Here is an 18,765-nt window from a genome sequence, read left to right on the forward strand (position 1 = left end):
CAGCTGGCGAAGTCAGCTATCTACGTTTCAGCGCTCTATACCTGTTAGATGCGCCCTGCAGTTGAAATCGAGCAAATTAACTAGAGCGACAACACAGTGGTCGAGACACTAGACCGCTATCCAGCTGCGGAGGCACTCTCATACCGGCGCTCCACCTGGGCCTATCGCGGATCACTGCGACCCAGGTGGCAGCCAATGGCGTTGGAGTTCGCGCTGATCTTGAACTCGCAAAGTCACAACACGCGTCGCAACCGGCAGCTCGTGCGCGAGCAACGGCCGCCCCTCGCTGGCCTTTCACCCGAAAAGTTCCCGAACGCCAGCGAGGGTTATCAAATTGACGACAGCAGTAGTATTTGCCAGCGCCCGGCGAATGGCAGGATGCGTCAGGACAGCGCGGGGACGACCTCGCGTTCGAACCGCTCGATGCTCGCGCGGTCGTAGGCCGCTTCCGGGAAGTAGCAGATGACGTAGCCGCAGCCGAGATCGCGCAGCTTCTGCAACGACTCCACCAGCTGCTCGGGGGTCCCGCTTCCGGCCTGCGGCGTACTCATCGAGTTCAGCATCGCGTCAGCGGCCGGCTCCCCGGTGAGGTCACTGATCCGCGACCGCACCCGCCGCAGCCGGTCCTGCACCTCAGCCTCCGACGTGCCGAGTACCGCGTTGATGTTCACGCTGCGCACGATGGCGTCGAAATCGGTGCCGACGTCGTCGCAGTGCCCGGCGAGCACCCGTGACTTGTGGGCGAATCCGTCCGGGTCTGCGGTGAAGTTGGTGTACTGGCCGTACTTCGCGGCGATCCGCAGGGTCTTCTTCTCCCCGCCACCGGCGATCCACAAGGGGATCCCGTCGCGCTGCAGCGGTTTGGGTGCCACGATGGCACCGTCGACCTGGTAATGGGCACCGTCGAAGGTGACCACGCCCTCGCGCCACGCCTCGGACATGATCTGCACGCCCTCGTCGAGACGGTCGAGCCGGACGCCCGCGGACGGGAATCCGTATCCGTAAGCCCGCCACTCGTGTTCATACCAGCCACCACCGATACCCATCTGTACCCGACCGCCGGAGATGACATCGGTGGTGGCAGCCACCTTGGCCAGGTAGGCAGGGTTGCGGTAGCTCATCGCGGTGCACATCTGCCCGAGCTTGATCCGCGACGTGACGGCGGCGAAAGCGGCCATCAGCGACCATGCCTCGTGGGTGGCCTCCCCGGTGGGTACCGGGACCGTGTGGAAATGGTCGTACACCCACAGCGAGTCCCAGACTCCACCGTCGTCGGCGTACGCGGCGAGTTCACGCATGACCCGCCACTGCTCGGCGGGATCGATGCCGACGAGATCGAGGCGCCAGCCTTGCGGGATGAACAATCCGAAGCGCATGGGACCGACTTTAGGGCCACCCCAGTCGACGACACCGGTGAGATCCACCGTCGGCGAACATCCTGTCGGTGTCGGAGCTCAGCACTAGCGTTGCGGTATGCCTCTCTCCCCAACCGAACGCCAGGAGTTCCTGGCCGAACCGCACGTTGCGGCCTTGTCGGTGCAATCCGGTCAGCAGCGTGGTCCGCTCACAGTTCCGATCTGGTATCAGTACAGTCCCGGCGGCGACCTGTGGTTCATCACCGGCGCCGGTTCACGCAAGCACCGGCTGATCGAATCGGCAGGCTACCTGTCGTTGATGGTCGATCGCGTCGAACCCACGGTTCGATACGTCGCCGTCGACGGGCCGGTCCTGCGCATCGAACCGGGCACCGATGAGCAATTGGTGGAGATGACGCGACGCTACCTCGCGCCGGACAAGGTCGAGGCCTACCTCGAGTTCGCCCGACGCGAGCACGGTGAGAGCGTCGCGGTGTTCGCCGACCCCCGACACTGGATCTCGGCCGATTTGGGATCGGTGTGAGGTCTCAGCCGGGATAGAGCGCCGCGACGGCCGGCAGGCTCACCTTCAGTGCAGGGTTGCGCGGCAATTCCTCGACGGCCACGAATGCGACCGGCACGTTGTACACCGGAAGCTCTTTGCGCACCAACTCGGCCAGCTCCTCGTCCGACGGTGGTGCGGTCCCCGGCGCGACCTCGACTGCGGCGAACGGCACCTGCCCCAGCCGTGGGTCGGGCACTGCGACCACACATGCGTCGCGGACGTCGGGGTGGGCGATCAGCACCCGCCGCACCGCCTCGGGCAACACCTTGAATCCACCCCGGTTGATCGCCCCGTCCGCGCGCCCGTGCAGGTAGACGAATCCGTCGTCGTCCACGCTGGCGATATCGGTGGTCCGGATCCAGTCCGGGCTGATCGGCGCGACCTTGGCTTCTAACAACCCCTGGTGCCCGGCCGCCACCTCGGCACCGCTATCCGGGTCGACGATGCGTAGCTCGGTGTCGGGCAGCGCCCGGCCGACGCTGTCGCGTTTGGCCTCGCCGAACCGCTCGATCATCTCAGGAGTCCACGCACACAGCGAACCCGCGAATTCCGTTGCACCGTAAGCGAGTCGGATCGGGATACCGAAGCGTTGCTCGAACTCGTCGCGGGTCTCGGGATCCAACGGGCCCGACGCGCTGATCAGGAACTCCAACGAGGCCAGGTCGTCGGTGGCGACGTCGGCGTCGAGCAACATCCTGATCACCGCGGGTTGCACACCCGAACGTCGGATTCCGTAGCGCTTGATGGCACGTACAAACTCCTCAACGGTGAACCGTTCGAGCATGACGATGCGTCGGCCGTTGTGAACTCCGGCGATCAACTGACAGACACCGATGCCGCCGAACTGCCAGTAGGCGAACTCCGGCGGCGCGTCCGGGGTGGCCCGCTCTCCGCTGGTCACGCTGAACACCGTGCGTTCCAGCACCGCGGCCTTGATCGCCTGACGCTTGGGCGGTCCGGTCGTGCCGCTGGTCAGAATCTGCAGCGCGACACCGGGTTCTGCTTGTGCGTGCGTGCGCGCCGAGTCGCGCTGTTCGAGTCCGGTGACGGCCGTGACGATCGGCGCCGACGGCGCGATCGCGATCCCGGCGCTGCCGGAGCGCTGGGCAGCCCCGACGACCTCGTCGCACCAGTCCTGGCGATCGGCGATGATCGCCGACAACGCCAGCCTTTCGATGTCGGCGGCGATGGCGTGCGGCGATTGGAAGGAGTAGATCATCGACATCGGGCGCCCGGCGGCCAGCAGTCCGACGATGGCTGCCGCATGCTGAAGGCGGTTACAGACGACGAGCCCGACCGGTGTGCCGGCGGCCACCCCGGCGGCCTGCAGCGACGACTCAATTGCCGCACCGTAGGCGCTCACCTCGTTTCCGGAGTACCAGCGACCGTCGAACTCGATGCACGGACCGTCGCCGTAACCGGCCAGGCCCGCGGCGAACTGTGTGGTGAAGGTCTCAGACACGCGGCCAGTGTGCCCGATGGGCGCGGTCGGGAACCGCTAACTGGTGAAGCAGGCGCGATAGTCGCTCGGTGTGGTCCGCAGCTGTCGGACGAAGTGGTACCGGTAGGTCACCGGCGACTCGAACCCGACCCGGGTGGCGATCTGCTCAACCGACAGCGACGACGATTCCAGTAGCACCAGACTGGCCTGGACCCGTTGTTCGGTCAGCCATTTGATCGGCGTGGTCCCGGTGGCCTTGCCGAACTGCCGCAGGAAACTGCGTCGCGACAGCATCGACTGCGCGGCCCATTCGTCGAGTGTGATGGGCTCATGCAGGTTCTTTAGCGCCCACGCCATGCCCGCAGCGATCCGGCCGTCGGCAGCCGGTTCGGGTACCGGGTTCTCGATGTACTGTGCCTGGCCGCCGGCGCGATGCGGAGCGATCACGAGCCGTCGGGCGACATCGTTGGCAACCCCGACCCCGTGATCACAGCGCACGATGTGCAGGCACAGGTCCAGTCCCGCAGCGCACCCTGCGCTGGTCAACACGCGACCGCTGTCGACGTAGAGCGGTGCCGGGTCGACGTGCACGCGCGGATAGCGCTGCGCCAACAGGTCGGTGTAGATCCAGTGCGTCGTCGCGTCCCGGCCGTCCAGCACCCCGGCCGCGGCCAGCGCGAACGCGCCCGAGCAGATGGACACCAACCGCGCCCCCCGGGCGTCGGCGGCTCTGATCGCCTCGATCAGTGCCGGCGTAGGTGTTGTCGTCGCGTCGCGGACGCTCGGGATCACCACGGTGTCGGCGCCCGACAGATCATCGAGGCCGTAGGAGGTGCGGACGACCGCGCCGCCCACCAGCCGGATCTCATCGTCCTCGGCGCACAGTTTGACCGAGTACCAGGGCTGTACCAGTCCGGCCGAGAACATCGGCGACAACTCCGTCATCCCGAAGATCTCGGCCGCCATGCCGGACTCGAAGCCCGACATCCCGTCGTAGGCCAGAATCGCCACGGTGTGCATGTCACTATCTTATCGATCATCGGCACTAGGGCCACTGTTGGCGGACGCCGACCATCGGCAGTGTGTAAGACATGCTGTACAAGAAGCCCGAATCACGGACCCGGCGTCACACGAAATGGCTCCTCGACAACACTTTCCGCGTCATCGCGGAGTTCGTCGCGGGCATCGACGCCGGCCACGCCATCGCCCACGGCGTACCCCCGTCCGCACGGTCGCGTGCCCGCTCACGCCCGTGCGACGATGCCTCGTTCTGCCGAGCAGACGCAAAGTCCCCCAAAATCCGTGGAAATTGGGGGACTTAGCGTCTGCTCGCGTCAGGACAGCAGGGGCTAGCTCAGCGATGCCGGCGGGTTGAACCGCTCGCCGTAGCGTTCGGCCAGTTGCTTGGCCCGTGCGACGAATGCCTGCTTGCCGACCCCCAGCTCACCCTGGTAACCGACGATGAACTGCGCGGATCCACCGGTGTAGGGCGGGAATCCGATGCCCATGATCGAGCCGATGTTCGCATCCGCAGTAGAGGTGAGCACCCCTTCGTCCAGACACTTCTGGGTCTCCAGCGCCTCGGCGAACAGCATCCGGTCGATCATGTCCTGCAGCGGGATCTCGGTGTTGCCCCCACCGAACGTCTCGGCGAGGCCCTCCCACAGACCGACGCGCTTGCCGTCGGCGTAGGAGTAGAAGCCGGCGCCCTTCAAGCGGCTGGGCCGACCGATCTCGATCATCTTGTTGACGACGACCTCGGCCGGGTGCGGCTCATAGGTACCACCTGCAGCCTCGGTCGCCTTGCGTGTCTCGCCGGCGATCTTCTGCATCAGCTCCAGGTTGAGCTCGTCGGAGAGCTGCAGCGGCGCCGCCGGGTAGCCGGCCTGAGAACCAGCCTGCTCGATGCTGGCCGCAGGTACGCCCTCACCCAGCATCGCCAGCGCCTCGTTGACGAAGGTGCCGATGACCCGGCTGGTGAAGAAGCCGCGGCTGTCGTTGACCACGATCGGGGTCTTGCCGATGGCCAGTGTGTAGTCGAACACCCGAGCCAGCGCCTCGTCAGAGGTCTTCTCTCCCTTGATGATCTCCACCAGCGGCATCTTGTCGACCGGCGAGAAGAAGTGGATTCCGATGAAGTCCTCCTGGCGCTTCACCCCGGTCGCCAGACCGGTGATCGGCAGCGTGGAGGTGTTGGAGCCCAGCAGCGCGTTCGGCTCGACGATGTCCTCGATCTCCTGGAACACCTTGTGCTTGAGCTCCTGGTTCTCGAAGACGGCCTCGACGACGAAATCGACACCTTTGAGATCGGCGGCATCGGCGGTCGGGGTGATGCGATCGAGGAGCGCACGGGACTTCTCCTCGGTGGTGCGCCCCCGCTCGAGCGCCTTGGCCTCCAACCTCTCGGAGTAACCCTTGCCCTTCTGCGCGGCTTCGAGCGAAACATCCTTGAGCACAACGTCGTAGCCGGCCTTGGCCGACACGTAGGCGATGCCCGCGCCCATCATGCCCGCGCCCAACACACCGATCTTCTTGATCTCCTGCTTGGCGATACCGTCGGGCCGCGACGCGCCACCGTTGATGGCCTGCAGATCCAGGAAGAACGCCTGGATCATGTTCTTGGCGGTCTGGCCGGTCACCAGCGTGGTGAAGTAGCGGCTCTCGATCCGGGTGGCGGTGTCGAAGTCGACCTGCGCGCCCTCCACGGCGGCATCCAGGATGGCCCGCGGCGCCGGCATCGGCGCGCCCTTGAGCTGCTTCTTCAGCAACGCCGGAAACGACGGCAGGATCGAAGCCAGGCCGGGGCTCGACGGGGTGCCGCCGGGCATCTTGTAGCCCTTCTGATCCCACGGCTGGGTGTGCGCCTCCGGATTCGCCTTGATCCAGGCCTTGGCCGCGGGGATCAGTTCCTCGACGCTACCGACCAATTCATCGACCAGACCGATGTCCTTGGCTTTGCCCGGCTTGAACCTGGTGCCCTGGCTCAGCACCTCCATGAAGGCCTTCTGGATGCCGAACATCCGCACGGTACGGGCCACACCCCCACCGCCGGGCAAAAGACCCAGCGTCACCTCAGGCAGGCCGATCACCACACCCTTGATGTCGGCGGCGATGCGGTGGTGACAGGCCAGCGCGATCTCCAGACCGCCACCGAGCGCAGCGCCGTTGATGGCGGCGACCACGGGCACACCCAGCGTCTCGAGCTTGCGCAGGTCGGCCTTGATGAACTCGACCTCGGCGAACGACTCGGCGGCATTGTCGGGCCCGACGTTCATCATGCCCTTGAGATCACCGCCGGCGAAGAAGGTCTTCTTCGCGCTGGCAATCACCACGCCGGTGATCGAATCCTTCTCCTGCACGAGCTTCTCGACGGCGTTGTGCATCGACTCCTTGTAGTGCTCGTTCATCACGTTGGCCGAACCGGTCGGGTCGTCCAACGTCAGGGTGACGATGCCGTCGGCATCCTTGTCCCACTGAATGGTGTTCTCTGCCATGCTGTTCAGGCCTCTCTAGACGCGCTCGATGATGGTGGCCACGCCCATGCCGCCGCCCACGCACAGCGTGATCAGGGCACGCCGGGCGCCGCGGCGCTCGAGCTCGTCGACCATGGTTCCGGTGATCATGGCGCCGGTGGCGCCCAGCGGGTGGCCCATCGCGATGGCGCCACCGTTGACGTTGAGCTTCTCGTCGGGGATGTTGAGGTCCTTCTGGAACTTCAGCACCACCGAGGCGAACGCTTCGTTGAGTTCGAACAGGTCGATGTCGTCGACCGTCAGACCGGCGCGGTCGAGCACCTTCTTCGTCGCCGGGGTGGGACCGGTGAGCATGATGACCGGGTCGGCTCCACTGGTCGCGGTGGCCACGATGCGCGCCCGCGGGGTCAACCCCTGCGACTTGCCCGCCACCTCGCTACCGATCAGCACCAACGCGGCGCCGTCGACGATGCCCGAGCTGTTGCCGCCGGTGTGGACGTGGTTGATCTTCTCGACGAAGTGGTACTTCTGCAGCGCGACGTCGTCGAATCCGCCCATCGCGCCGACACCCTCGAACGCGGACTTCAGCTTGCCCAGGCTCTCCACGGTGGTGCCGGGTCGGATGTGCTCGTCATGGTCGAGGACGACCAGACCGTTCTGGTCCTTGACCGGGACCACGGACTTGGCGAAGTAGCCGCCCGACCAGGCCGCGGCGGCACGCTCCTGCGAGCGCGCCGCATAGGCGTCGACGTCCTCGCGGGAGAAGCCTTCGATGGTGGCGATCAGGTCGGCGCCGATGCCCTGCGGGACGAAGCCGATGCGGTAGTTGGTCTCCGGGTCGGCCGCCCACGCCCCACCGTCGGAGCCCATCGGCACCCGGCTCATCGATTCCACACCGCCGGCGAGCACCAGGTCGTCCCAACCCGAGCGGACCTTCTGCGCGGCCATGTTCACGGCCTCCAGACCGGACGCGCAGAACCGGTTGAGCTGGACGCCCCCGGTGGTCTCGGGCAGATTGGCGACCAGGCCAGCGGTGCGGGCGATGTCGCCGCCCTGGTCGCCGACGGGCGAGACGACACCGAGGATCAGGTCGCTGATCAGGTTCTCGTCCAGGTCAGGGAAGCGGGTACGCATCTCGTCGATCAGGCCGACAACGAGGTTGACCGGCTTGATCTCGTTCAGGGCGCCGCCGCGCTGTTTGCCGCGCGGCGTGCGGATGGCCTCATAAATGAAGGCTTCTTCGGACATGTGTTCTCCAGGTCCTGTTCAGGGGTCCGCGGTGCACGCCCGCGGCGAGGCTGCTCCTCTAGGTCGCGATGCTAGCAGCCTCGCCCAACCCGTTGGTTGGGCCTCCTGGAGAGATGATGTCCTGCGGTGGCGTCAGTCGGGCGAGCCCTCGCTGCTGTCGAAGAACGACCACTCACCGTCGTGCTCGACCTCCATGCGCCAGCCCAGCTCGTCGTAATCGGACTTCTGGTCGACGAACCATGCGTGCGCGTCATCGGCGCTTTCGATGTCCTTGGTCTCGACGACTTCACCCTTGGGATTGAGCACGCGGTAGGTAGCCATGCAGACCCTGTTCCCAGCGACGGGCACATACACACCTACGCCGACTGCGCGATCACGATTTCGTCAAGCGTCGGGTAATCGATGTATCCAGCAGGTCCCGGCGCGTAGAACGTCGCCTCATCCGGCTCGTTGAGCGGTGCCCCCACCTTCAGACGCGTCACCAGGTCCGGGTTGGCCAAGAATCCGCGCCCGATCGCCGCCGCACTGATGACGCCCCAACTGGCAAGGTTCTCCAGCAGCGCGAAGTCGGTGCCCACGGTGCGCGGGGTGTTGAGGATCAACGGGCCCTCCCACACGGTCCGCACGGCGGCGAACGCAGGCTTCGACGACTCGATCACCACATGCAGGTAGCCGACGTTCAACGGCTTGATCCGGCACAGCAGCGCCTCGTAGGCGCTGGTGTCGTCGACCTCGTGCATGTCGCCGGCACCGTTACCGGGCGAGATCCGCAGTCCGACGCGCTCGGGGCCGATCTCGTCGGCGACGGCTTCGACGACCTCGGCAGCGAATCGGGCCCTGTTCTGAGGCGAGCCGCCGTATTCGTCACTGCGCTGGTTCACCACGTCGGACAGGAACTCATGTAACAGATACCCGTTGGCCGAATGGATTTCGACGCCGTCCATCCCGGCATCAACCGCCCGCCGGGCAGCACTTCGGAACTGGTCGACGATCTCGCCGATCTCGCCGACAGTCAGCGCCCGAGGCACCGGCAGCGGCTTCTTGCCGGTCGGCGTATGGGTGTGCAGGTTCGCGGCGACCGGCGAGGGGGCCACGGTTTCGAACCCGCTGATGTCGGGGTGGGCCATCCGACCGACATGCCACAACTGCACGAACATCTTTCCACCGGCCTGATGCACTGCCGAGGCGATCTCGGCCCACTTGTCTTGCTGACGGTCGGTATAGAGACCAGGAGTGTTCAGGTAGGCACCGTTGGCTTGTTCACAGACCGCAGTGGCCTCGGAGATGATCAGCCCGGCCGATGCGCGCTGCGCGTAGTACTGCGCGGCAAGCGAGGACGGCGTGCCATCGGCGTCGGCCCGCGACCTGGTCAGCGGGGCCATGAAAAGGCGGTTGGCCAATTGCAGCCCACCCACTGTGACCGGTTTCAACAGGGCCGAGTCCGCGCCGAGAGTCAACGTCATGCCGCACACAGCGCAGTCGGCGGGCGATTCATTCCCGCTCAGGCGAGTTCGCGCACTGCGGGTGTGGCCGCCAGGTCGGCCAGCAGCGGCCCCGACACCAGACCCCACGAGGTGGCGGCCGACACGCAGGAGGCGCGGTTGGCGGCGCGCAGTTTGCCGATCACGTTCTCCATGTGGTGCCCGGCGGTGCGGGCGCTGATGAACAACTGCGCCGCGATCTGATTGTTGGTCAGTCCGAGCGAAGCCAACGTGAGCACGTCGAGCTCCCGGGGTGTGACACCGAACGGCAACTCGGCCCGGGCAATCAGCAACAAGCCGCGCAGACTGTCGCCGGCGTAACGCGGCGCGGTGGCCAGATGACGCACGTGCAACCACGTCGATCCGTCATGCCAGCGCGTCGCCTCCGGACGGAAGTGCCCTCCGATCAGCTGGTGCGCCAGCGCCATGTCCGACACCAGCCGAGCGTCGACGGGACGGTCGAAATGCGCGCCCGGCCGCAGCAGATGTGCGCGACCGATCTGATCGACCGCCCAGGCCTGCGCCTCCGGCGCCAGCAGGTCGGCAACCTGGCGCGGCCGCACCGAGAAGTCCAGGTAATCCGCCATTTGTCTGCGCAGCGAGTTGATTTCGCGGACGTCGTCATCGGTGGGATACCGAGCGTCGTCGCAATTGACGTGGATGGTGCCGGCGTAACGGCCCTCGACGGTGACCAGTCGCGCCGACAGCCCTTCGTCGAAGCCGGCCGGTCTGAACACCTCGGTCACCGAGAAACCGCTGCGATAGTCGGGAAAGTCGCGCCAGCGCAGTGCACCGAGATCGCGCCGACGCATCGAATCGAACAGCGGATCGTTGTCGACGAACCAGGTGTTGAGATGGTCGATGACGGCGTCCGGATAACCGTGGTTTGCCAACGTGACGTGGGTGCGCGCGATCGGATCCCAGAGGCTGATCGCCGACGCCGACGACCGCGCCCGCGCGCGCAACGCATCGAGCATGTCGTGTGCTCGCGTGTCGAATCCGCCGGCGCCTTCGAGCACCGCGGCATACTGGCCGGTCATCCCGGCCATCATCGGCAGGTGGTGTTTCACAGATGTTTCGTCGGTGAGGCGGGCACGAAAACTGGTGCAGCGAATGGGAGATTCGCCCCATAGCGGGCGCGGCCTTGTGCTTCCTACGCTGGCCGCACCAGAAGACGACCGCACGAAACAGAGGCGTAGCACCATGATCGGGTCATCACGAGTTTCCAGGCGCCGGCTCCGGCGTTCCACCGTCGCCCTCGCCGCGGCAGCTCTGTTGGTTGCCGGCTGCGGCAGCAGGGCCGGCGACGAAGGCACCGCGACAGCCAGAGAGGGCTGCGCTGACACCTCCGGCGACACCGTCAAGGTGGGTGCCATCAACTCGCTGTCGGGCGGCCTGGCGGTCAGCGAGACCGTCATCCACGATGCGATCGTGATGGCGGTCGAGCAGATCAACACCACCGGCGGTGTGCTGGGCAAGCAACTGCAACTGCTCAGCGAGGACGGCGCCTCCGAGCCGACGGTGTTCGCGGAGAAGGCCCAGAAGCTCGTTCAATCAGACTGTGTTGCGGCGGTTTTCGGCGGCTACACCTCGGCCAGCCGCAAGGCGATGCTCCCGGTGTTCGAGGACGCCAACGCGCTGCTGTACTACGGCCAGCAGTACGAAGGGCTGGAGGATTCCTCCAACATCTTCTACACCGGCGCGACCACCAATCAGCAGATCATTCCCGCGCTGGACTATCTCAAGGAGCAGGGCGTCACGTCGTTGTACCTGGTGGGCAGCGACTATGTGTTCCCCCGTACGTCCAATGCGATCGTGAAGGCCTACGCCGAGGCCAACGGCATCGAGATCAAGGGAGAGGACTACACCCCGCTGGGTAGCACCGACTTCTCCACCATCGTCAACAAGATCCGCGCCGCCGACGCCGATGCGGTGTTCAACGTCGTGGTCGGCGACTCCTTGGTCGCCTTTTTCCGTGAGTACCGCAGCGCGGGCCTGACCGCGCAGACCATGCCGGTGATGTCGATGTGTGTCGGCGAGGAAGAGGTGCGCAGCATCGGCGCCGCCACGGTGGCCGGGCAGCTGTCGTCGTGGAACTACTACCAGACCCTCGACACTGCACGGAACCAGGAGTTCGTCGCCGACTTCAAGGAACGCTTCGGCGCCGATCGCGTGACCTCGGACCCGATGGAATCGGCGTACGCCGCGGTGCTGTTGTGGAAAGCGACGGTGGAGAAGGCGAATTCGTTCGCTGTCGCCGACATCCAGCAGGCCGCCGGGGGTGTGTCAGTCGACGCGCCGGAAGGCACGGTGACGATCGACGGTGACAACCACCACGTCACCAAGACCGCGCGGATCGGCCGGGTCGGCGACGACGGGCTGATCTATCAGGTGTGGGAGTCGCCGCAGCCCATCGAGCCCGACCCCTACCTGCGCAGCTACCCCTGGGCCGAGAGCATCACGGGCTGACGCCATGCACCTGACCCCCAAGGATGAGGACCGCCTGCTGCTGTTCCTGGCCGCCGAGCTGGCTCGTAAGCATCGCGCCGCCGGACTGTCGTTGAGCTACGCCGAAGCGCGCGCGCTGATCGCCGATGAGGTGGTCGAAGCCGCACGCGCCGGTGCGAGTGTCGCCTCGGCCGCCGCGCACGGCGCGTCGATCCTGACCGAGGACGACGTCCTGCCGGGCGTGTCGACGCTGTTGGGATCGGTTCAGGTGGAGGCGTTCTTCGACGACGGCCAGAAGCTGGTCACCGTGCACGAGGCCATCGGTCCGGGAACCACCACCGCAGCACCGACGGTGACTCCTGGCGAAATCCTGCCCTTAGATGGCGATCTGGAGCTCAACGCAGGGCGCCCGATCAGCGTGCTCACGGTCGAGAACACCGGCGACCGGCCGATCCAGGTGGGCTCGCATTTCCATTTCTTCGAGGTCAATCGGGCGTTGCGGTTCGACCGGGCGGCTGGCTTCGGCATGCGGCTGGACATCCCGTCAGGTACCGCAGTTCGCTTCGAACCCGGTGAAACACAGGAGGTTACGCTGACGACATATGGCGGCGACCGTACCGTGGTCGGGCAGAACGACGTCACCAACGGGGCGACGACGGCTCCGGCGTCCACCGAACTGCTGGGGCGCCTGCACACCTTGGGCTTCCTCGACTCGACGTGGGAGGCCTGAGATGGCACACCACATCTCCCGCCGGCACTATGCCGAGTTGTACGGCCCCACCACCGGTGACCGCATCCGGCTGGCCGACACCGAGTTGCTGGCCCGGGTCGAGCACGACGCAACCGTCTACGGTGACGAGTCGGTGTTCGGCGGCGGCAAGACCATGCGTGAGGGCATGGCTGTGCACGGTGACGTCACCAACACTGACGGGGCCCTGGACTTCGTCATCACCAACGTACTGATCGTCGACGCGGTATTGGGAATCCGTAAGGCCGACATCGGGATTCGCAACGGCCGCATCGCCGGCATCGGAAAATCCGGCAACCCACGCACCATGGACGGTGTCGACCCGCAACTGGTGATCGGCGCGGGCACCGACATCCGCGCCGGCGAGGGAATGATCGCCACTGCCGGGGCGATCGACGTGCACGTCCACTTCGACAGTGCCGGACTGGTCGAGGAGGCCATCTCCAGCGGCGTCACGACGATGATCGGCGGCGGGCTGGGACCGGTGACCGTCGGCATCACCTCGTCCGGGGCCACCAACCTGGCACGCATGCTGCGTGCAGCCGAGGCGTTCCCGATGAACTTCGGGTTCATCGCCAACGGCAGCGCCTCGAGCACCGCCCCGCTGATCGAACAGGGTCTGGCCGGGGCGATCGGCTTCAAGATCCACGAAGACTGGGGGGCCACTCCGGCCGCGATCCGGTCATCGCTGGACGCCGGCGACGAACTGGATCTGCAGGTGCAGATCCACACCGACACCCTCAACGAATCCGGCTTCTTCGAGGACACCATGGCCGCGATCGGCGGCCGACCCATCCACACCTATCACGCCGAAGGTGCCGGCGGTGGGCACGCACCCGACATCATGCGCGTCGTCGGTGAGCCCTACTGCCTGCCGTCGTCGACCAACCCGACGAATCCCTACACCCTCAACACTTTCGACGAGCACCTCGACATGGTGATGGTGTGCCACCACCTCAACCCGCGCATCCCGGAGGATGTGGCTTTCGCCGAGTCGCGGATACGCCGCGAGACGATCGCCGCCGAGGACGTGCTGCACGACCTCGGCGCCATCTCGGCGATGGGTTCTGACTCCCAGGGCATGGGTCGCATCGGAGAAACCATCGCACGGACCTGGCAGCTGGCGTCACACATGCGCGCCACCCGGGGACCGCTGCCCGCCGACGCCGGCACCGGCGCCGACAACGCGCGCATTCTGCGCTACGTGGCAAAGCTGACCATCAACCCGGCGAAATTGTTCGGGATCGACCACGAGATCGGCTCGCTGGAGCCCGGCAAGCTCGCCGACATCGTGCTGTGGGAACCGAAGTTCTTCGGGATCCGCCCCGAGGTGGTGTTCAAGGGCGGGTTCCCGGCGTGGTCGGTGATGGGTGAGGCCAACGCGTCACTGATGACATGCGAACCGCTGCGCTACCGTCCGCAGTGGGCGGCCTACGGCAGAACCCCCGCCGACGTGTCGGTCAACTTCGTGGCCCGCGACGCCGTGGAGTCCGGGCTGGCCGCCCGACTCGAACTGGACACACCGCTGGTGGCCTGCCGGGGTGCTCGTGCGCTGACCAAAGCCGACCTGTTGCACAACGACTACCTGCCCGACATCCACATCGAACCCGACACCTACCGCGTCACCGTCGACGGTCAGCCCTGTCTCAGCACTCCGATGAGTCAGGTGCCGCTGGGACGCCGCTACACACTGAAATGACAAGGAGCAACCCATGGCCGAGGTAGTCCGGATCGGCATCGGCGGACCGGTCGGTTCGGGCAAGACGCGGCTGGTGGAAATGCTGATCCCCCAGCTGACCGAAGCCGGGCTCAGCGTCGCGGTGATCACCAACGACCTCGTCACCGACGAAGACGCGCAGCGGGTGCGCCGCAGCGGCGTCATCGACCCCGACCGGGTGCTGGCGGTCGAGACCGGCGCCTGCCCGCACACCGCGATCCGAGAAGACCCGTCGGCGAATCTTGCTGCTGCCGAACGACTCTGCCGCCGCTTCCCGGAGCTTGATGTGATCCTGATCGAATCCGGCGGCGACAATCTGGCTGCCACATTCACCTCGGATCTGGTCGACTACTGGATCTTCGTCATCGACACCGCCGCCGGCGACGACATCCCGCGCAAGAACGGCCTGGGCATGTTACAGGCGGATCTGCTGGTGGTCAACAAGATCGACCTGGCACCGCTGGTCGGAGCCGACTTGTCCGGAATGCGCCGGGACTGCGCGGTGGCACGCCCCGTCAAACCGACGGTGTTCACCGACCTGCGGGTGGGAACGGGGCTCACCGACCTGACCGAGCGGCTGCTCGACGGCGCGATGCTGACCGCAGCCCGCTGATGCTCACCGCACCGTCGGTCCAGCCGGGCGAGCTTGCCGTGGAAGTCGTGGTGGACGCCCGCGGCAACACCCGCGCGACCACACTGCGGCAACGCTATCCGCAGCGCGTCACGATGCCGCTGCGCTGCGACGCGCAGTACCCCGGAGCGGCCGTGCTGTGCATCCAGAGCCCCAGCGGCGGATCCTTTTCCGACGACACGCTTCGCACCGACGTGCACTGTCGGCCCGGATCACACTTACACCTGACCACGCAGTCCGCCACGCAGGTGTTCGCCGGTGACGGCCCCGGTGCGCGCCAGACGCTGACCCTGAGGGTCGACGCCGGGGCAGTACTGGAGTACTACCCGGGAACTGTCATTCCGCACGCGGATTCGACGTTCGTGCAGCGGGTCGACGTCGAGGTGCAACCGGGCGGTGTCTACCTGGGTTGGGAGGCGCTGGCCGCGGGGCGCATCGCACACGGTGAGCGGTTCGCGTTCACCCGCTACGACGCCGCCCTCGTCGTGCGCACCGACGGACGCGCTGTGGCGCGGGACCGGCAGGTGATCCGTCCCGGGCACTCGCCCGAGCGGCTGATCGGCGGGAACTATCTGGCCACCTTCGTCGCGGTCGCACCGGGGCGCTGCACCGAGTCGCTGCTCGAGAAGATCCGGGCCATCATCGCCGGCCTTGCCGGATGTATCGCCGGAGCAGGACGGCTGCCTGCCGGAGCCGGCGTGTTCGTCCGGCTCACCGCTGCGCACGCACCGCAGCTCCACGACATGCGCCACCAGCTGTTCTCCCAGGCCCGCACGGCACTGGTGGCGGTCCCGAGCACATCCGCACAGGAGAGACGATGAGAGCCGAAGCCATCCTCGGTGACCACGACGAGCCACGTTTTCACCGACGACGTCGCCGCCATGTCGACATCGGTTGGGGCGACGCCGCCAAGCACCGCCAGGTCGTGACCACCGACACCGGGCAGCGGGTCGACATCAGCCTGCCGCGCGGCAGCTTCCTGCGCCACGGTGCGGTGATCGCCGACGACGGTGTGCACATCGTCGTGGTGCGGCGCCCGGCGGAACCGGCCGTCACGGTCCGGTTCGACGACAACGACGGCGTCGGCGGCGCGCGGCGGATGCTCTTGCTGGGATACCTGCTGGGCAACCAGCACGCGCCGATCGATGTCGGCGCCGAGCGGCTGGCCGCGCCGCTGTTCACCAGCACCCATGCCGCCGAGGAGGTGTTGGCCGACCTCGGTGTCGTCGGCACCGTGACCTCGGTACCGATGGCGACCGAGGGCTGGTCCCGAACGTCGGCGGATTCTCATGCCGGCCATCAGCACTGATCCCGCCGTCGCGCTGGCGCTGTGGATACAGTTGCAGGACAGCGCGTTTCCCGCAGGTCGCATGGTCCACAGCCACGGCCTGGAGGAATGGCTGAGCCAACATCCCGACGCCGAACCCGACGAGGTCGCCGCCGTGACGCTGGACTACCTGAGCGCCGGCGTCGCGCCGCTGGATGCCACGATCACCGCGGCTGCGTGGGTCGTCGCGCCGGATCATCACTGGTTGCGTGAGCTCGACGAGCTGGCCGCCAGCTACAAGCTGTTCGACAACGCCCGCACCGCCTCGGAGTCCTCGGGCCGCCAGCTCGCCGCCGCCGCCGGCACCATCGGGTTGGCCGCCGAATCGGCTTACCTGCAAGCCGTGCGCGCCGGCATCACCGAGGGGCACAGCGCCGTCGTCGACGGGGCGCTGCAGGCCGCGTTGGGTATCCCGCAGCACACGGCGGTACTGGGATCCCTGCGGTCCATGCTGGCGTCGCTGCTCAGCGCCGCGGTGCGGTTGGGACGACTGGGGCCGTTGCAGAGCCAACGCCTGCAGGCCGGCGCTGCCGCGGACCTCGTCGACATGGCCGAACAGGCCTGCCGCCGCGATCTCGACGACCTGTGGAGCACCGCTCCGGCCCTGGAGATCAGCGGCATGCGGCACGAGACCCGCACGGGGCGGCTGTTCGCCACCTGACCCGCGGCGCCCCCGGCACTAGGCTTCGGCGTCGTGACGGTTCAACGGTTGCGGCCCTACACAGTGACCATCTTCGCCGAGATGTCCGCCCTGGCTGCCGAGCTCGGCGCAGTCAACCTGGGCCAGGGCTTTCCCGACGAGGACGGTCCGCCCGCCATGCTCGAGGCCGCCCAGCAGGCGATCGCCGACGGGGTCAACCAGTACCCGCCGGGGCCGGGCATACCGGCGCTGCGAGAGGCGATCGCCGGGCAACGCAAGCGTCGCTACGGCACCGAGTACGACCCGGACAGCGAGATCCTGGTGACCGTCGGTGCCACCGAGGCCATCGCGGCGTCGGTCTTCGGCCTCGTGGAACCGGGTTCGGAGATCCTGCTCGTCGAACCCTTCTACGACTCCTACTCCCCTGTCATCGCGATGGCCGGGTGCCACCGCCGCACCGTTCCGCTGACCCCCGCGGGCCGGGGATTCGCGATCGACGTCGACGCGCTGCGACGGGCCGTCACACCGAACACCAAAGCACTGATCCTCAATTCGCCGCACAACCCGACCGGTTCGGTGGCCGGCGACGACGAACTGCGCGCCATCGCCGAACTGGCGGTCTCGGCGGATCTGCTGGTGATCACCGACGAGGTCTACGAGCATCTGGTCTTCGACGGCCGCGCCCACCTGCCGCTGGCCAACTATCCGGGGATGGCACAGCGCACCATCACCATCTCCAGTGCGGCCAAGATGTTCAACGTCACCGGTTGGAAGATCGGATGGGCCTGCGGGCCACAGCATCTCATCGCCGGAGTGCGGGCGGCCAAGCAGTACCTGAGCTATGTCAGCGGCTCGGCGTTTCAGCCTGCGGTGGCATCGGCGCTGCAGACCGAGGACTCCTGGGTGAGCGTGCTGCGCGACCGTCTGCAGGCTCGGCGCGACATGCTCGGCGCCGCCCTGCGTGACATCGGCTTCGGTGTCCACGACAGCTTCGGGACGTACTTCCTGTGCGCCGACCCGCGCCCCCTGGGCTTCGAGGACAGCGCACAGTTCTGCGCGCAGCTTCCCGAACGCGTAGGTGTGGCCGCCATCCCGATGACCGCGTTCTGCGACCCCGGGGCCGCCCATGCCGGACAGTGGAAACACCTGGTGCGCTTCGGATTCTGCAAACGTCAGGAAACCCTCGACGAGGGCATCCGGCGGTTGCAGGCGCTGCGTTAGTGCGCCGTGCGGTTCAGGACGCGCCGACGCAGATCTTCCAGCGCCACGTCGAGGACCATGCGGCGAGCCCGCTTGACCAGAAATGCCGGTACCGGTGCGGCGAGGTCGAGGATCAGGTCGAAGCGAACCCGGGTGCGGTCTACGCCGACGGGCGTCAGGTTGTATTCGCCGTGCTGCCCGCGCTGCTGGAAGGTGCTCTCCGCGTCCCACACCATCCAGTCGTCGCCCCAGTGGTATTCGTGGATCTCTTTGTCGGTGACACCCATGATCTTGACCGTCGTCTTGACGTGATGGGGCCGGCCGTCGGGGTGCCGGTCGAGCACCTCGGCGTCCTTGTGCAGCGAAGACCAGAAAGCCATCGCCTCGACGTCGGCCAGCGCCTCCAAGATGGCCTCCGGCGGGGCCTCGATCACCGTCTCACTGGATGCGCGGACCGCCATACGGCAAATGGTAGTCGCGGGTTCGGCCTC

The 18,765-nt window shown here is 66.8% G+C and carries 18 protein-coding genes; 9 read left to right on the top strand and 9 right to left on the bottom strand.

Annotated features, from left to right (window positions below):
- Nucleotides 1-383 precede the first annotated feature (383 nt).
- A complete protein-coding gene (locus tag KXD98_RS22015) occupies nt 384-1,376 on the bottom strand; it encodes an LLM class F420-dependent oxidoreductase (RefSeq protein WP_260760418.1) in 993 nt (330 codons plus the stop codon).
- Nucleotides 1,377-1,473: 97 nt separating this feature from the next.
- Between KXD98_RS22015 and KXD98_RS22020 the strand changes: the two genes are divergently transcribed.
- Entirely contained in the window at nt 1,474-1,899 is a 426-nt protein-coding gene (locus tag KXD98_RS22020) for a pyridoxamine 5'-phosphate oxidase family protein (protein WP_260760419.1), read from the top strand.
- 4 nt (nt 1,900-1,903) lie between these two features.
- On the opposite strand, the gene KXD98_RS22025 is transcribed toward KXD98_RS22020, so the two are convergent.
- The 7 genes from KXD98_RS22025 to KXD98_RS22055 all read right to left on the bottom strand — a co-directional run bounded on the left by KXD98_RS22025 (nt 1,904) and on the right by KXD98_RS22055 (nt 10,603).
- Nucleotides 1,904-3,382 (bottom strand): class I adenylate-forming enzyme family protein, encoded by a 1,479-nt coding sequence (locus KXD98_RS22025; RefSeq protein WP_260760420.1) that lies wholly within the window; start codon nt 3,380-3,382, stop codon nt 1,904-1,906.
- Nucleotides 3,383-3,418: 36 nt separating this feature from the next.
- On the bottom strand, nt 3,419-4,381 hold the full coding sequence (locus tag KXD98_RS22030) for a helix-turn-helix domain-containing protein (protein WP_260760421.1): 963 nt from the start codon (nt 4,379-4,381) through the stop codon (nt 3,419-3,421).
- Nucleotides 4,382-4,710: 329 nt separating this feature from the next.
- Complete coding sequence (locus KXD98_RS22035) at nt 4,711-6,855, bottom strand: 3-hydroxyacyl-CoA dehydrogenase NAD-binding domain-containing protein (RefSeq protein ID WP_260760423.1); 2,145 nt, start codon at nt 6,853-6,855, stop codon at nt 4,711-4,713.
- A 15-nt stretch (nt 6,856-6,870) separates the two neighbouring features.
- Complete coding sequence (locus KXD98_RS22040) at nt 6,871-8,082, bottom strand: acetyl-CoA C-acetyltransferase (RefSeq protein ID WP_260760424.1); 1,212 nt, start codon at nt 8,080-8,082, stop codon at nt 6,871-6,873.
- A 132-nt stretch (nt 8,083-8,214) separates the two neighbouring features.
- Entirely contained in the window at nt 8,215-8,403 is a 189-nt protein-coding gene (locus KXD98_RS22045; protein WP_260760425.1) for a hypothetical protein, read from the bottom strand.
- Between the two features lie 35 nt (nt 8,404-8,438).
- On the bottom strand, nt 8,439-9,545 hold the full coding sequence (locus tag KXD98_RS22050; protein ID WP_260760426.1) for an alkene reductase: 1,107 nt from the start codon (nt 9,543-9,545) through the stop codon (nt 8,439-8,441).
- Nucleotides 9,546-9,583: 38 nt separating this feature from the next.
- On the bottom strand, nt 9,584-10,603 hold the full coding sequence (locus KXD98_RS22055; protein ID WP_260765351.1) for a helix-turn-helix transcriptional regulator: 1,020 nt from the start codon (nt 10,601-10,603) through the stop codon (nt 9,584-9,586).
- Between the two features lie 163 nt (nt 10,604-10,766).
- Between KXD98_RS22055 and urtA the strand changes: the two genes are divergently transcribed.
- From urtA to KXD98_RS22095, 8 genes are read left to right on the top strand one after another with little or no spacing between them, the layout of a single operon-like run.
- Nucleotides 10,767-12,032: an urea ABC transporter substrate-binding protein gene (urtA, locus tag KXD98_RS22060; protein ID WP_260760427.1), complete on the top strand. Its 1,266-nt coding sequence runs from the start codon at nt 10,767-10,769 to the stop codon at nt 12,030-12,032.
- Between the two features lie 4 nt (nt 12,033-12,036).
- Nucleotides 12,037-12,741: an urease subunit beta gene (locus KXD98_RS22065; protein WP_260760428.1), complete on the top strand. Its 705-nt coding sequence runs from the start codon at nt 12,037-12,039 to the stop codon at nt 12,739-12,741.
- A gap of 1 nt (nt 12,742) precedes the next feature.
- Complete coding sequence (ureC, locus tag KXD98_RS22070) at nt 12,743-14,458, top strand: urease subunit alpha (RefSeq protein WP_260760429.1); 1,716 nt, start codon at nt 12,743-12,745, stop codon at nt 14,456-14,458.
- 13 nt (nt 14,459-14,471) lie between these two features.
- Entirely contained in the window at nt 14,472-15,089 is a 618-nt protein-coding gene (gene ureG, locus KXD98_RS22075; RefSeq protein WP_260760430.1) for an urease accessory protein UreG, read from the top strand.
- Nucleotides 15,089-15,928 carry an urease accessory protein UreD gene (locus KXD98_RS22080; RefSeq protein ID WP_260760431.1) on the top strand — a complete coding sequence of 280 codons (840 nt, stop codon included), beginning with the start codon at nt 15,089-15,091 and terminating at the stop codon, nt 15,926-15,928. Before ureG ends, KXD98_RS22080 begins: the two co-directional genes overlap by 1 nt.
- Nucleotides 15,925-16,416 (top strand): urease accessory protein UreE, encoded by a 492-nt coding sequence (locus tag KXD98_RS22085; RefSeq protein ID WP_260760432.1) that lies wholly within the window; start codon nt 15,925-15,927, stop codon nt 16,414-16,416. Before KXD98_RS22080 ends, KXD98_RS22085 begins: the two co-directional genes overlap by 4 nt.
- A complete protein-coding gene (locus tag KXD98_RS22090) occupies nt 16,397-17,095 on the top strand; it encodes an urease accessory protein UreF (RefSeq protein ID WP_260760433.1) in 699 nt (232 codons plus the stop codon). Before KXD98_RS22085 ends, KXD98_RS22090 begins: the two co-directional genes overlap by 20 nt.
- A gap of 33 nt (nt 17,096-17,128) precedes the next feature.
- Entirely contained in the window at nt 17,129-18,295 is a 1,167-nt protein-coding gene (locus KXD98_RS22095; RefSeq protein ID WP_260760434.1) for a pyridoxal phosphate-dependent aminotransferase, read from the top strand.
- Here KXD98_RS22095 and KXD98_RS22100 read toward each other — a convergent pair.
- The gene (locus KXD98_RS22100; RefSeq protein ID WP_260760435.1) at nt 18,292-18,735 is read right to left on the bottom strand and encodes an SRPBCC family protein; all 444 of its coding nucleotides are present in this window, start codon (nt 18,733-18,735) and stop codon (nt 18,292-18,294) included. The two genes, KXD98_RS22095 and KXD98_RS22100, sit on opposite strands and share 4 nt — an antisense overlap.
- Between the last annotated feature and the right edge of the window lie 30 nt (nt 18,736-18,765).

This window comes from Mycobacterium sp. SMC-4 (assembly GCF_025263265.1).
Classification (GTDB): Bacteria; Actinomycetota; Actinomycetes; order Mycobacteriales; family Mycobacteriaceae; genus Mycobacterium.